The organism is Halomonas sp. (genome assembly GCF_041689495.1).
In the GTDB taxonomy this organism is placed as follows: domain Bacteria; phylum Pseudomonadota; class Gammaproteobacteria; order Pseudomonadales; family Halomonadaceae; genus Halomonas.
The window spans coordinates 1-13,861 of sequence record NZ_JBDNGD010000142.1; the positions used below are offsets into that span (position 1 = coordinate 1).

12 protein-coding genes are annotated in these 13,861 nt (G+C 66.6%); 8 read left to right on the plus strand and 4 right to left on the minus strand.

Going from position 1 to position 13,861, the window contains the following annotated elements; genetic code table 11:
* Positions 1-593, minus strand: a 593-nt coding sequence (locus tag ACESMD_RS04815) for a 2Fe-2S iron-sulfur cluster-binding protein (RefSeq protein WP_372610851.1), incomplete at its 3' end; no start/stop codon positions are given.
* A gap of 247 nt (positions 594-840) precedes the next feature.
* On the opposite strand from ACESMD_RS04815, the gene ACESMD_RS04820 reads away from it, so the two are divergent.
* Genes ACESMD_RS04820 through gndA form a run of 4 tightly spaced genes read left to right on the plus strand, consistent with a single transcriptional unit; the run spans position 841 to position 5,674 of the window.
* Positions 841-1,452 (plus strand): TetR/AcrR family transcriptional regulator, encoded by a 612-nt coding sequence (locus ACESMD_RS04820; protein WP_372610893.1) that lies wholly within the window; start codon positions 841-843, stop codon positions 1,450-1,452.
* Positions 1,453-1,456: 4 nt separating this feature from the next.
* A complete protein-coding gene (gene hrpB / locus ACESMD_RS04825; protein WP_372610853.1) occupies positions 1,457-3,922 on the plus strand; it encodes an ATP-dependent helicase HrpB in 2,466 nt (821 codons plus the stop codon).
* Between the two features lie 56 nt (positions 3,923-3,978).
* On the plus strand, positions 3,979-4,182 hold the full coding sequence (locus tag ACESMD_RS04830; RefSeq protein ID WP_372610895.1) for an MFS transporter: 204 nt from the start codon (positions 3,979-3,981) through the stop codon (positions 4,180-4,182).
* A gap of 49 nt (positions 4,183-4,231) precedes the next feature.
* Positions 4,232-5,674 (plus strand): NADP-dependent phosphogluconate dehydrogenase, encoded by a 1,443-nt coding sequence (gene gndA, locus ACESMD_RS04835; protein ID WP_372610855.1) that lies wholly within the window; start codon positions 4,232-4,234, stop codon positions 5,672-5,674.
* Between the two features lie 185 nt (positions 5,675-5,859).
* Here the strand turns inward: gndA and ACESMD_RS04840 are convergent, their stop codons facing one another.
* Together ACESMD_RS04840 and ACESMD_RS04845 are read right to left on the minus strand one after the other, a co-directional pair.
* Entirely contained in the window at positions 5,860-7,707 is a 1,848-nt protein-coding gene (locus tag ACESMD_RS04840) for an HAD-IC family P-type ATPase (protein WP_372610857.1), read from the minus strand.
* Entirely contained in the window at positions 7,607-8,518 is a 912-nt protein-coding gene (locus ACESMD_RS04845; RefSeq protein ID WP_372610859.1) for an HAD-IC family P-type ATPase, read from the minus strand. Before ACESMD_RS04845 ends, ACESMD_RS04840 begins: the two co-directional genes overlap by 101 nt.
* Positions 8,519-8,680: 162 nt before the next feature.
* Here ACESMD_RS04845 and rluF point away from each other — a divergent pair, with 162 nt between their 5' ends.
* On the plus strand, positions 8,681-9,712 hold the full coding sequence (gene rluF / locus ACESMD_RS04850; RefSeq protein WP_372610861.1) for a 23S rRNA pseudouridine(2604) synthase RluF: 1,032 nt from the start codon (positions 8,681-8,683) through the stop codon (positions 9,710-9,712).
* A 33-nt stretch (positions 9,713-9,745) separates the two neighbouring features.
* Entirely contained in the window at positions 9,746-10,351 is a 606-nt protein-coding gene (locus ACESMD_RS04855; protein ID WP_372610863.1) for a DUF938 domain-containing protein, read from the plus strand.
* Between the two features lie 79 nt (positions 10,352-10,430).
* On the opposite strand, the gene ACESMD_RS04860 is transcribed toward ACESMD_RS04855, so the two are convergent.
* Positions 10,431-11,531: a histidinol-phosphate transaminase gene (locus ACESMD_RS04860; protein WP_372610865.1), complete on the minus strand. Its 1,101-nt coding sequence runs from the start codon at positions 11,529-11,531 to the stop codon at positions 10,431-10,433.
* 291 nt (positions 11,532-11,822) lie between these two features.
* Here ACESMD_RS04860 and ACESMD_RS04865 point away from each other — a divergent pair, with 291 nt between their 5' ends.
* The gene (locus tag ACESMD_RS04865) at positions 11,823-12,287 is read left to right on the plus strand and encodes a TerB family tellurite resistance protein (RefSeq protein WP_372610867.1); all 465 of its coding nucleotides are present in this window, start codon (positions 11,823-11,825) and stop codon (positions 12,285-12,287) included.
* A gap of 199 nt (positions 12,288-12,486) precedes the next feature.
* Entirely contained in the window at positions 12,487-13,767 is a 1,281-nt protein-coding gene (locus ACESMD_RS04870) for an aminotransferase class III-fold pyridoxal phosphate-dependent enzyme (protein ID WP_372610897.1), read from the plus strand.
* Positions 13,768-13,861: the final 94 nt, after the last annotated feature.

The window sequence follows — 13,861 nt, forward strand, 5'->3', positions numbered from 1 at the left end:
AGCTCGGCGAGGGTTATCGGCTGGGCGAAGGAGGCATCCTCTGCGAGTCTCGTCCTGCTCGTGACGGAGGCGGCGGCGTCCAGCCACACCGGTCGCTGATGGGGATGCTCGTGCATGGAGAGGGCGGCATTGCGGATCGGACGATAGCCGGTGCAGCGGCATAGGTTGCCGCCCAGGGCGGCCTCCAGACATTGGGGGGTGAGCGGCGAAGGCGCCTGCTGCTGTGCTTCATGGAGGGTAAAGAGTGACATCACGATGCCCGGCGTACAGAAGCCGCATTGACTTCCGTGGCACTCGACCATGGCGGCCTGGGCGGGATGCAGGGCCTCTCCCTGTGCGAGGCCTTCCACGGTGACCAGTGCCCTGCCCTGGAGTTGGTGTGCGGGCGTGATGCAGGCGTTGGCGCTATGGTAGACGAGCTCGCCGGAGGTGCCCGGCTCGCCGATGGCCACGGTACAGGCGCCGCAGTCGCCGGAGGCGCAGCCCTCCTTGGTGCCGGTCAGGCCGAGGGACTCGCGAAGCAGCTCGAGCACGCTGGTGTCGGGCGAGGCTTCGCAGTGGCGAGGCTGACCGTTGAGCAGGAAGTCGATCATCGTCTTGTCTCTGTTGATATCTTGTATCTATGCTATCGTCAGAAGCTGACCAAATGGTCATGGCATATTCAGAATGGTCCATGTCGTAGCGTCTGGCAAGTCGATTTGCACCCTGCAAAGGGGTGGGGCACTATCCTTGGCTTCGACCCGCCATGGTGCACTGAGGTTGTCGATGACAGAGGTCAATGCGCCCTCCGGGCAGGGGGCGAAGGAGCCGGGGGCGAAGGAGAAGAGTGAGGCCAATGGCATGATTCGCCAGCACAACGAGCAGGCGATCCTGGCTGCGGCCGAGCGGGTCTTCGCTCTTTATGGTTATCGCGGCGCAAGTCTCCAGGCCATCGCCGATCGGGCCGGTCTGCCCAAGTCAAATGTGCTCTACTACATGGGCAGCAAACGTGGCCTCTATGTGCGTTTGCTCGAGCGAATGATGGAGCGCTGGAACGCGCTGCTCGATGATATCTCGGTGGAGGATGACCCCGCGGAAGTCCTCGAGGCCTTCATCCGCAGCAAGATGCAGCTGTCCCGGCGCCATCCGGAGGGCTCGCGGCTGTTCGCCGCCGAGATTCTCGGGGGTGCCCCCTTCCTGCAGGAGTACCTGAGCGGCGAGCTGCGCGACTGGGTGCAGAGCCGTGCCGCGGTGTTTCGGGAGTGGGCAGAGCGCGGCCTGATGGATCCAGTCGACCCGATCTTGCTGATCTTCCTGATCTGGTCTTCCACCCAGCACTACGCCGACTTCGAGGCCCAGGTGCTGGGCATCACCGGCCGTGACGAACTCTCCGATTCCGACGTCGAGGAGATCACCGCTTTCCTCACACGGGTGATCCTGAAGGGCTGTGGCATCAGACCCCGCCATGCCTGATCCGATGACACCCCTTCCGGTCGATTCCCGCCTTCTCGCCATCCGTGAGACCCTTGCCAGTCATACCCGAGCACTGCTTGTGGCCGAACCCGGTGCCGGCAAGACCACGCGGGTGCCCCTGGTGCTTCTCGATGAGGCATGGTGTCGGGATGGCCGGCTGTTGTTGCTGGAGCCGCGCCGGGTGGCAGCGCGTCTGGCGGCCGGTTTCATGGCAGAGAGTCTCGGGGAGAAGGTAGGCGAGACGGTGGGCTACCGGATGCGCGGCGAGAGCCGGGTCGGGGCGGCCACCCGCCTCGAGGTGGTCACTCAGGGCGTGCTGACCCGCATGCTCCAGGAGGACCCCATGCTCGAGGGTGTCTCGGGCGTGATCTTCGATGAGTTCCACGAGCGCAGCCTGGAGGCCGACCTGGGGCTCGCCCTGGCCCTCGATGCCCAGCAGGGCCTGCGTGACGACCTGCGCCTGCTGGTGATGTCGGCGACCCTGGACGTCGAGGCCCTGCTCGACGCGCTGGGCGACGACACCCCGGTGATCGACTGCCCGGGGCGCAGCTTTCCTGTCGAGACCACCTATCGCTCTCTGAAAAGCCGTGTCGATAGTGCCCGCCAGCAGGCCGCGGCGGTGCTCGAGGCGCTGGCCGACATTGAGGCGGGCGACGCCCTGGTGATCCTGCCCGGGGTGGGCGAGATTCGCCGCCTGGCCCGCGAGCTGGCGGCTAGGGCCCCACGGCTCGTCATCATGGAGCTGCATGGTCGTCTGCCGCTTGAGGCCCAGCGGCGCGCCCTGAGACCGGACCCCGAGGGCCGGCGGCGGGTGGTGCTGGCTACCGCCATCGCCGAGTCCAGCGTGACCGTGGACGGCGTGCGGCTGGTGATCGACGCGGGCCAGGAGCGGGTGCCGGTCTTCCAGCCGCGTACCGGGCTGACCCGGCTGGAGACCCGACGGGTCAACCGGGCCAGCGCCGACCAGCGCCGTGGGCGTGCCGGTCGCCAGGGCCCGGGGCGCTGCGTCCGGCTGTGGGCCGAGGAGCAACCGCTGATCCCCCACGGCGAGCCGGAGATCCGCCAGGCAGACCTGGCGCCGCTGGCCTTCGAACTGGCCCGCTGGGGCATCATCGACCCGGACCGTCTGGCCTGGGTGACGTCCCCTCCCGACGCACCCCTGGCGGCCGGGCGTGATCTGCTGATCCGTCTCGGCGTACTGGATTCGGACTTCCATCTCACCGCGTTGGGAAGCAGCTGCGTGCGCTGGCCGACCCATCCCCGCCTGGCGGTGATGATGGAACGCGCTGTCGCTCTCGATGCCAGGCCGCTGGCCTGCGCCCTGGTGGCCGCCCTGGAGGGGCGTGATCTCGATCAGGAGCGCGACCTGGAGCGTGCGCTGGCGTCGCGGCTGGCCTCGCCCCGGGATCATCGCCAGTGGCATCAGGAGGCCCGACGCCTCGCCCGGATCGCCGGCGATGGCCTGGAAGTGGCGAGCCTGGCGCCGCTGGGCGAGCTGCTGGCGCTGGCCTACCCCGAGCGCATCGGGCAGCGTATCGAACCCGGACGCTTCCGCCTGGCGGGTGGGACCCTGGCCACGCTGCCCGAGGCACATCCCTTGGCCCATGTGCCACTGCTGGTGGCCGCCGAGCTCGACGGCGAGGCGAGTGGCGCCCGTATCTTTCGTGCCGTGGCCCTCGACCCGGAACGCCTGGAAGCGCTCTACCCGCAGACCCGCGAGTGGCGGGCGAGCCTCGAGTGGTCCGACGCCCAGGGCCGGATGATCGGCGAGCAGGTGAGAGGACTCGACGCCGTAGTGCTCGAGCGCCGCCCGCTTGGCCAGCTGCCGCCGGAGGCGGTGCGCTCGGCGCTGCTGGCGGCCCTGCGGCGTCGTGAACGGCTGCCCTTCGATGACGACGCCGAGCAGCTTCGCGGTCGGGTGGCGCTGCTGCGTAGTGAGCTGAATAGTGAGCTGAATAGTGAGCTGGGTCAGGCATGGCCGGACTGGTCGCTGTCGGCACTGCTCGCGACTCTGGAGCATTGGCTCGCGCCCTACCTGGACGGCGTGAGCCGCCTCGAGGCGGTGGAGAAGCTGCCGCTGGCGCGCATTCTGCTGGATTCACTGGACTGGCCGCTACGCTCGCGTCTCGAGGAGCTGGCGCCGCCGCGCCTGGCGGTGCCCAGTGGCTCGAGCCATCGTCTGGACTATCGTCCCTGCCTGGAGGGCAAGCCGCCGGTGCTGGCGGTCAAGTTGCAGGAGTGTTTCGGTTGGCAGGCATCGCCGCGCGTGGCCGAGGGGCGTGCACCGGTGCTGCTGCACCTGCTTTCCCCGGCGCGTCGTCCGCTGCAGGTCACCGGCGATCTCGCCAGCTTCTGGGCCAACGGCTACCCGGAGGTGCGCCGCGAGATGCGCGGCCGCTACCCCAAACACCCCTGGCCGGAGGATCCTTTCTCCGCCGAGGCGACCGCGAGTACCAAGCGACGGGGTTAGCAGGCTGTCGGACTTGACGCTTATCTACTGCGAAACCCGGGTTTCCGGCCAATTTCATTCGATTTGATTCGTTAATCGGCGCAGCGCTGGCCATCGTCAACACCCTGATGTGGGCCCGTGAGGCCGGCACCATCGAGTACGGCGAGTGGCAGACCAGCGTGCGTACCGAGGGCACCACCGACGCCGTGTTCTCCTTCACGAGAAAGGTCGTCCAGGCGATCGGCGGCGCGGCGGCGGCCGCACCAGAGCCGACCGCGTGATCGACCGGACCTCACCCACCACCGACCCCACCTACCAGGAGCGATCACGATGACCGAGCCCACCTCCCAGCCCGTCGCCGATGTCGGCGTCATCGGCCTCGCCGTGATGGGCAGCAACCTCGCCCGGAACCTCGCCCGACACGGACACGTCGTCGCGGTCCACAACCGTTCGACCGGGCGGATCGATGCGCTCCTCGACAACCACGGCGACGAAGGCACCTTTGTCGCCGCACCGACGCTGAAGGAACTGGTCGCGAGCCTGTCGACGCCCCGGCGCATCATCTCCATGGTCCAGGCCGGCGGCCCCACCGACGCGGTGATCGACTCACTGGTGCCGCTGCTCGAGGAGGGCGACATCGTCGTCGACGGCGGCAACGCCCATTACGAGGACACCCGCCGCCGTGAGGCGGCGCTCAAGGACGCCGGGCTGCACTTCGTCGGTGCGGGCATCTCCGGTGGGGAGGAGGGGGCACTCAACGGCCCGAGCATCATGCCGGGCGGGTCCCCAGAGGCCTACGAGGCCCTCGGTCCCCTGCTCGAGGACATCGCCGCGAAGGTCGACGGTGAGCCCTGCGCCACCTACATCGGTCCCGACGGTGCGGGTCACTTCGTGAAGATGGTGCACAACGGCATCGAGTACGCCGACATGCAGTTCATCGCGGAGGCGTACGACATCCTGGTGGCCGCCGGGTTGGACGCGCCACGCATCGCCCAGGTCTTCCGTGACTGGAACACCGGCGACCTCGACTCGTACCTGATCGAGATCACGGCCGAGGTCCTCGACCACGTCGACGCCGCAACCGGCCGGCCGCTGGTGGAGGTCGTCGCCGATGCCACCGAGCAGAAGGGGACCGGCCGCTGGACGGTCCAGATCGCTCTCGAGCTCGGCGTCCCGGTCGGCACGATCGCCGCGTCGGTGTTCGCTCGCTCCACCTCCGGCCACGAGTCGCTGCGCACGGCCGCAGCCGGCACCCTGCGCGGCCCCGATGGCGGTGAGGTGGACGACGTCGAGGGGTTGATCGACGACGTGCGCCAGGCCCTGTGGGCCTCCAAGGTGGTGGCCTACGCCCAGGGTCTCGACATGATCCAGACCGCCTCGGACACGTTCGGGTGGGACGTCGACCTCGGTGCCGTGGCACGGATCTGGCGCGGTGGCTGCATCATCCGGGCACGGCTGCTCGAACGGATCCGCCAGGTCTACGCCGGCGGTGGGCTGCCGAGCCTGCTGGTCGACCCCGGTCTCGTGACCGAACTCGGAGAGGCTCAGGACGGCTGGCGCCGGGCGGTTGTCCACGCTACGACCGCCGGGATCCCCGTCACCGGGTTCGCCGAGGCACTCGGGTACTACGACACCGCCCGCCGGGAGCGGCTGCCCGCCGCCCTGTTGCAGGAACTGCGCGACTACTTCGGTGCGCACACCTACCGTCGCACCGACCGGGAGGGCAGCTTCCACACCAACTGGTCCACCGACCGCACCGAGCAGGAGCTCTGAACGAGTGACGATTCCGCTCCCTCCGAGCTGCCGCGACCAGGACCGGGCAGCAGCCGCCGCCCACGGATAGCGCGCTATCCGCCTCATCAGATCGATAAACTTGGCTCGAAATCCGTATTTCTCGCGACGATCGGTCAAATCCGACAGCCTGCTAGCTCATTCTCAGACCGGCTGGCGCATCAGCCTCAGCGGGCCTCGGCGCGGTCCTTCCGGTCCTCGCTGGCGTCTTCGATCGCGTCATGTCGGCCATGGAAGCGGCGCAGCACCCATTTCTCCAGTTCTATCACCAGGAAGATCGCCACTCTGACGGCCAGGATCGCCGCCCAGTGGCCGAGCCCCAGGGCGGTGCTGCCGAACACCAGTTGCATGAAGGGCAGGTAGGTCCACGCGAGTTGCAGGGCCATCACCAGGGCGATGGCGATCCACACCGGGCGGCTGCCGAACAGCCCCTCCAGGGAGAGCGAGCCGCTGGTCAGGTAACGGCTGTTGATCAGGTAGGCCGCGCAGCCGGTGACCAGCATGTTGACCGCACCGGAGCGGGCCAGCTCGATGTTGGCGTCCTGGCCGTTGAAGATCCACGAGAAGACCCCGAACACCCCGAGCAGCAGCAGCACCGAGACGAACACCACCCGCCACAGCAGGAAGAGGTCGAGCAGTGGTGCAGTGGAGTCCCGGGGGCGACGACGCATCAGGTCACGCTCGCCGGCCTCGAAGGCGAGTGCCATGCCCAGGGTCACCGCCACTACCATGTTGACCCACAGTGCCTGCAGCGGAGTGACCGGGAGCAGGCTGCCGGTCAGCACGGCGATCATGATCGCCAGGCCCTGGGCGCCGTTGGTGGGCAGCAGGAAGGTGATGGTCTTGCGGATGTTGTCGTAGACCTTGCGGCCCTCGCGGATGGCGCGAACGATGGTGGCGAAGTTGTCGTCGGCGAGCACCATCTCGGCGGCCTCCTTGGCGGCCTCGGTGCCCTGGATGCCCATGGCCACGCCCACGTCGGCGCGTTTCAGCGCCGGACCATCGTTGACCCCGTCACCCGTCATGGCACAGATGCCGCCTCGCGCCTGCATGGCGGTGACCAGGCGCAGCTTGTGCTCGGGGGAGGCGCGGGCATAGACATCCACGTCGAGGATGACCTCTTCGAGCTCGGCGTCCGACATGGCCTCGATCTCCCGTCCGGTGATCGCCCGCTCGGTGTGCTTGAAGCCCAGCTGCTTCGCGATGGCCCGGGCGGTGATGGCATGGTCGCCGGTCACCATCACCGGACGGATGCCTGCCGTGAGGCAGTCCTTCACCGCCTCGATGGCCTCGTCCCGGGGCGGGTCGAGCAGACCCACCAGGCCCAGCAGCACCAGGCCATCTTCGGCATTCTCGTCGTTCAGGTCGGTGATGCCGTCGGCGCGCTTCTCGGCAAGGGCCAGCACCCGCAGGCCACGTTCGGAGAGGGCATGGATGTGCGCCTCCCATTCGCCGGGATCGAGGTCGGCCTCACCCGACGCGGTGCGTACCCGGTGGCACATCTCCAGCAGCCGGTCCGGTGCGCCCTTGACCAGCAGGTACGCCTCGCCGTCCATCTCGTGGAGGGTGGCCATGTACTTGCGTTCGGACTCGAAGGGGATGGCGTCATGACGGTCGTGGTTACCGCGCAGTTCGCCGGCCTCGAGGCCGGCCTTGGCGGCGGCTACCACCAGGGCGCCCTCGGTAGGGTCGCCGTGGATCTGCCAGCGGCCCTCGTTCCGGGCGAGCTCGGCGTTGTTGCACAGCACGCCGACCTTCAGGAAGTGGCGCAGGGCAGGGTGGTCGTCGAGGTCGAGGGGCTCTTCGAGCGGCTCGCCATCGCGCACTCGATGGAACGCGCCTTCGGGCGCGAAGCCCGTGCCATCGATACGGACTTCGCCCTCGTGCAGGCAGACCGCACGGGCGGTCATCTCGTTACGCGTCAGCGTGCCGGTCTTGTCGGAGAAGATGGTGGAGATCGAGCCCAGGGTCTCCACCGCGGGCAGGCGGCGGATGATGGCGCTCTGTCGGGCCATGGACCAGCACGCCGAAGGCCGCGGTGAGTACCGCCGCCGCCATGATGAAGATCGCCAGCACCCGCCCGGCGCGGTCGAGCTGCTGCAGCAAGGGCGTCCTGAGCGTCTCGACCCCGCGCAGCAGCTCGGAGATGCGGCCGATCTCGGTGTGCTCGCCGGTCTCTACCACCAGCCCCCGGGCGTTGCCCTGGACCACTAGGGTACCGGCGTAGGCCATGCAGGCACGCTCGGCCAGGTCGGTTGCCTCCGCCACGGCGGTGACCGCCTTGTCCACCGGGGTGGACTCCCCGGTCAGCGCCGCCTCCTCGTCGCGCAGCCGCTTCGCCTCGAGTAGACGCAGGTCGGCGGGCACCCGGTCGCCACTCTCCACCAGCACGATGTCACCGGGCACCAGCTGTTCGGCCGGGATCTCGCATCGCCGACCATCGCGCACTACCTGGGCCCGGGGCGAGAGCATGTTGCGGATGCTGTTGAGGGCTTGCTCGGCCTTGCCCTCCTGGATGAAGCCGATCAGCGCGATGATCAGTACTACGCCGGAGATGGCGATGGCGTCCAGGGTATGGCCGAGGCCGAGGCTCGCCGCGGCAGCGGCCAGCAGGATCAGTATCAGGATGTTGTTGAATTGCTCCAGCAGGCGCTTCCAGGCAGGCCGGCCCCGGGCCTGCTGCAGCTGGTTCGGGCCGTGGTCGGCCAGCCGGCGCTCGGCCTCCGCGCTGTCAAGCCCTTCGGCGCGGCTCTCGAGGCGCTTTATGGCCTCTTCCGTCGAGAGGGCGTGCCAGTCGACGGGTTCGTTCAGGGGGTGGTCGGTCATCCTTTTCCTCCGCGAGGTCAAGAACCCAAGGAGTACCACATAGCATGTTGCACTGCAGTGATCCAGGGCAAGCCGGGGTGCAAGTCCTCATGAAATCGATACACTTGGCTACGGCTGTCGCCCGAACGCAGCAGACCCACTCACTTTGCTGGTAGTGACCTCATGTCCCTGACGCCTTCTACGCGCATCAATAAATACATCAGTGAAAGCGGGCTCTGCTCCCGACGGGAGGCGGATCGGTACATCGAACAAGGCAACGTCCATATCGACGGCAGGAGAGCCAGCCGCGGTGATCAAGTGTTCCCGGGCAGTGTGGTCAAGGTCAACGGCCGGGTCGTCGAGCCCCTGGCGCTGGAAGCAGAGGACCTGGTTTTCATCGCGCTCAACAAGCCGGTGGGCATCGTCAGCACCACGGAGCCCGGCGAGAAGGCCAATATCGTTGACTTCGTCAAGCACGGCGCGCGGATCTTTCCCATCGGTCGCCTGGACAAGGATTCCCAGGGGCTGATTTTCCTGACCAACAACGGCGACCTGGTCAACCGCATCCTGCGGGCGAGCAACCATCACGAGAAGGAGTATCGTGTCACCGTCAACAAGCCGATCACTGATGACTTCATCGCCGGTATGGGCGGGGGTGTGCCGATTCTCGGGGAGGTTACCCGCAAGTGCCGTGTGGTCAAGGAGTCCCGGTTCGTCTTCAACATCACCCTGGTGCAGGGGCTGAACCGCCAGATCCGCCGCATGTGCGAGGTGTTCGGCTACGACGTCGTGAAGCTCGAGCGGATACGCATCATGAATGTGTCGCTCAAGGGGCTGGCCCCTGGGGACTGGCGTGACCTGACGGCAAAAGAGGTGGCGACGATCCTCTCCCTGACGGAGCACTCCGCCTCCGAGGCCGAGGGCACCGGCCGTCGGTCGGCACGTCGCCAGGGCGGCAAGGTCGCCAAGGTCGGCACCGGCAAGCCAGGGTCTCAGAAGCGCGGCACCCCTCGCCGTGGCGAGGGCGGCAAGCCCGCCACCGGGAAGACAGCCAGGCACAAGGCGGGCGGCAAGGACGCGACTGGCAAGGCCCACAGCGCCAAGCCGGTGTCGGCCGGCAAGGCGTCCAGATCCCAGAAGCCGGGGGCCAAGCCGGCGAAAGGGGGCCGCCCGAAGGCCGGTGGCCCGTCCCGCAAGCCCCGGGGCAGGAAGTAGCCACCTCCCGCCGCGTCAGCCATTAGGAGCACCATGAACGACACACGCCTGCAGAGCCCCGCCGCGGCTCGCAATCGACAGCCGATCCTCGAGGTCCTTGAGCAGGTACTGCCCGAACGTGCCCGGGTGCTGGAGGTAGCCAGCGGCAGCGGCGAGCACGCCGTGCATCTTGCCGGCGCAAGGCCCGGTTGGACCTGGCAGCCCAGCGACCCTCATCCCCGAGCGCTGGCCTCCATCGCCGCCTGGCGCGAAGCCGCGGGCCTGACCAACCTGCGCGAGCCCCTGCGGCTGGATGTGACCGGCAACTGGCCGGCGGAGCCCTTCGATGCCTTGGTGGCGATCAACCTGCTGCATATCTCGGCCTGGGCGGTCACCGAGACGCTGATGGCGGGGGCCGGAGCCTCTCTGGTGTCCGGTGGAGTGCTCTACCTATATGGGCCGTTCAGGCGGGAAGGTCGCCATACGTCACCCACCAATGCGGCCTTCGATGCGGACCTCCGGACCCGTGACCCGCGCTGGGGCATCCGTGACCTTGAGGCAGTGACGGCCGAGGCCGAGCGGTGCGGCCTCGGCCTCGAGCGGGTGGTGGCCATGCCCGCCAACAACCTCAGCGTGGTGTTTCACCGCTCATGCCAATAGCACCCGACAGCCTGCTAGGTCATGTATAGCTTAGCGAACCCCTCTCGGCATCTGTCTTATGCGGCTATTTCGGGGCAGGTCATTGAAGCGCCTCCTCGAGAATCTTCAGTCGTCCGGGGACCAGGGCGTCCTCCACGGCGGTGATGCGCAGCACATGGCCAAGGTCCGGGTGAGCGGGGCGGGCGATCAGTTTGCCCTCGTCGAGCAGCGTCTTGTGTATCCGGCCGGCCAGATCAGCGTTCGGCAGCCGGATGCCAACGAAGTTGGTGGCGCTGGGAAGCACGTCGGCGCCCAATTTTCGGAAGTGTGTGGCCAGGTGTTCGCGACGCTCCCGCACCGCGGCCACGTGAGCACGCACCTCGTCGGGGTAATCCAGCACCACTTCGGCGGCGGCCTGGGTCAGGGTCGAGACCGCGTAGTGGATGCGTACCTTCATCATCATCGCCAGGGTTTCGGGTTCGGCGATGGCATAGCCGATGCGCAAACCGGCCAGGCCATGGGCCTTGGAGAGGGTGCGCAGGCGCATCACCCCGGGCAGCACCTCCCGGGCGAAGGGAGTGTCGGCATCCTCCCGGAAGTCGTGGTAGGCCTCGTCGAGTAGCAGCCAGCAGTCCTCGGGGAGCGCGCGGCGCAGGCGGCGGATGGCTTCGTTGTCGTGCAGGTGGCCGCTGGGATTGTCGGGGTTGGCCAGATAGACCAGACGGGCGTTCTCGTCATGGGCGGCGCGGGCCAGGGCGTCGAGGTCCGGTGCCAGTCGGCCGGGTGCCTCCTCGTAGGGCACCTCGACCAGCCGGCAGCCCTGACCCCGGGCAAAGTAGCCGAAGGTGGGATAGGTGCCGGCGGTGCCGATCACTGCGCGCCCCGGCTCGGCCACGGTGCGCAGGGCCAGCGCGATCAGGCTGTCGGCGCCGGCGTCGACCAGCAAGGCGTCCAGCGGGATGCCTTGCTGATCGTGAAGCCGCTGGCGGATACCCAGGGCCTCGGCGTCGCCGTAGCTGTAGACATGGTCGGTCATGGCATCGCCGAAGTGCTCGCGCAGGGCACGGTGGGGCATGTCCAGCCCCTCGTTCGAGCCCAACTGATGGGGGATCTTGCGACCCAGCCGGCGTTCCAGCACGCGAACGCCTGGGAAAGGGTTGGTGGGGCCGTCGCCGTTCAGGTGGTCGGGGAAACGGGGCATCGCAAACTCCCAGTCAAGTGTGGTCGATAGGTCTCGAGATCCTCAGCGGCATGCTGTCACTATCGACGGTGATCAACAGGCCGAGTTTGAGAACATCGAGGGGAATTGTTCGTTCATGTGCCATGGACATCGGTCAGCTTCTGTCAGCTTCCTTGAGTCCGGGTCATCATCAAGCAGGATACGAGCATGAGGCATCCGTCCTTGATCGTGGAATTGACCGTGGTGATCCAGTGACGCCTGAACCCTGGCAACTCGGGTGAGTCTCACCCATGAATTCCAATGGAGATTGACATGATCGCGAAGTTGCAACGTTTCTTCCAGCAGGCGTTAGCCGATCCCGATGCGTCAAGTGGTTCCGAGCCTACCCTGGAGCTGGCGACGGCGGCGCTGCTCTGCGAGGTGGTCCGTGCCGACTACCAGTACGACGAACGCGAGATGCAATTGCTCCGTGCTCAGCTGAAATGGCGTTTCGCGCTGACGGAAGATGCCCTCGACGAACTCATGGAACTGGCTCGGGAAGAGGCGGACTCGGCGGTTGATCACTATCAGTTCGTGAGCCTGATCAAGGAGCATTATGCATACGAGCAGCGCTGTGAACTGGTGCGGTTGATGTGGATGCTGGCGCTGGCCGATGGCGAGCATCACCCTCTGGAAGAACATCGCATTCGTCGCCTGTCGGATCTTCTCCACATCAGTCACTCCGACTTCATTCGGACCAAGCTCCAGGCCCGGGACAGTCAGGCCGTGGACAGTTGACCTTACCAGAAGGTAAAGTGGCGTCTTCTTTTATCCTTTTATCAAGCATGAATTCAGGCCATGATGTTCGGATATGACATGAACTCGGGGGACGAAGTCGATGCTGGGGACAGATCCACAGTCACTGCATGAGCCAGTGAGCGCTGTTCGGCAAGGAGAGGCAGGCGCGTCGCCTGGGCTGATCAATCATCACTACTGGATGCCCTTCAGTGCCAATCGCGACTTCCGCGTCAACCCGAGGAACATCGTAGCTGCCGAGGGGCGTTACTTCATCGATGACAAGGGGCGACGCCTCTTCGATTCATTGTCGGGCCTCTGGACATGCGGTGCAGGGCACAACCGCGTCGAGATCCAGCAAGCGGTGGCGGCTCAGCTGGGTACCCTGGATTTTGCCCCCGGCTTCCAGCTCGGCCATCCTCTGGCTTTCCGGTTGTCCGAGAGGGTGGCCAACCTCATGCCCGCTGGGCTCGAGCACGTCTTTTTCACCAACTCCGGCTCCGACGCCGCCGATACCGCGGTCAAGATGGCCAGGGCCTACTGGCGACTCAAGGGACGGCCGGAGAAGACCCGACTGATAGGGCGTGCCAAGGGCTATCACGGTGTCAATGTCGGCGGGACCAGCCTCGGCGGGATCGGCGGCAACCGAAAACACTATGGCCAACTCCTGGACGTCACCCACCTGCCGCATACCCTGCAGCCCCACCTCGCCTTCACTCGCGGCCAGGCCGAAACCGGGGTTGAGCTGGCCGAGGCTCTGCTTGACCAGATTGCTCTGCACGACGCCTCCAATATCGCTGCGGTGATCGTCGAGCCCATGTCGGGTTCCGCCGGGGTGATCGTGCCGCCGCTCCGCTACCTGCAGCGGCTGCGCGAGATCTGCGATGCCCACGACATCCTGCTGATCTTCGACGAGGTGATCACTGCCTTTGGACGCAGCGGTGCCATGACCGGTGCCGAGGCCTTCGGCGTCACACCGGACATCATGAACGTGGCCAAACAGTTGACCAACGGTGCCGTGCCCATGGGGGCCGTGATTGCCTCATGCGAGATTTTCGATACATTCATGCACGCCGGTGGGCCGCAACATGCCATCGAGTTTTCTCATGGCTACACCTACAGTGCCCACCCCGTGGCCTGTGCGGCCGCCCTGGCGACACTCGACCTGCTCGAGCGCGAGGACTTTCCTGCCCAGGTACGTGCTATCGCTCCAGCATTCGAGGATAAGCTGCATGCCCTCAATGGGCGCCACCATGTGCTGGATATACGCAACTACGGATTGGCCGGTGCCATCCAGCTGTCACCGCGGGATGGTGATCCCACCATCCGGCCGCGTGATGCGCATCTGGCGCTCTGGGAAGCGGGCTTCTATGTCCGCTATGGAGGCGATACCCTGCAGTTCGGGCCGCCCTTCGCCTCGACACCCGAAGAACTGGAGCGACTCTTCGATGCGGTGGCACAGACGCTGGATCGACTGGCCTGATCCGACCCCATAGAATGAATCAGTGTCAGGCGTCTCCTCGGTCAGCGGCGCCTTTCGTTCTTTTCCAATGGCGTATGCCTGATGACAGGGAGGT

Bases quoted from the DNA above. Each gene is read 5' to 3' on its own strand.
- rluF (WP_372610861.1), top strand. From the start codon at position 8,681: ATGTCCCTGACGCCTTCTACGCGCATCAATAAATACATCAGTGAAAGC.
- gndA (WP_372610855.1), top strand. From the start codon at position 4,232: ATGACCGAGCCCACCTCCCAGCCCGTCGCCGATGTCGGCGTCATCGGC.
- ACESMD_RS04845 (WP_372610859.1), bottom strand. From the start codon at position 8,518: ATGACCGACCACCCCCTGAACGAACCCGTCGACTGGCACGCCCTCTCG.
- ACESMD_RS04820 (WP_372610893.1), top strand. From the start codon at position 841: ATGATTCGCCAGCACAACGAGCAGGCGATCCTGGCTGCGGCCGAGCGG.
- ACESMD_RS04855 (WP_372610863.1), top strand. From the start codon at position 9,746: ATGAACGACACACGCCTGCAGAGCCCCGCCGCGGCTCGCAATCGACAG.
- hrpB (WP_372610853.1), top strand. From the start codon at position 1,457: ATGACACCCCTTCCGGTCGATTCCCGCCTTCTCGCCATCCGTGAGACC.
- ACESMD_RS04865 (WP_372610867.1), top strand. From the start codon at position 11,823: ATGATCGCGAAGTTGCAACGTTTCTTCCAGCAGGCGTTAGCCGATCCC.
- ACESMD_RS04840 (WP_372610857.1), bottom strand. From the start codon at position 7,707: ATGGCCCGACAGAGCGCCATCATCCGCCGCCTGCCCGCGGTGGAGACC.
- ACESMD_RS04860 (WP_372610865.1), bottom strand. From the start codon at position 11,531: ATGCCCCGTTTCCCCGACCACCTGAACGGCGACGGCCCCACCAACCCT.
- ACESMD_RS04870 (WP_372610897.1), top strand. From the start codon at position 12,487: ATGCCCTTCAGTGCCAATCGCGACTTCCGCGTCAACCCGAGGAACATC.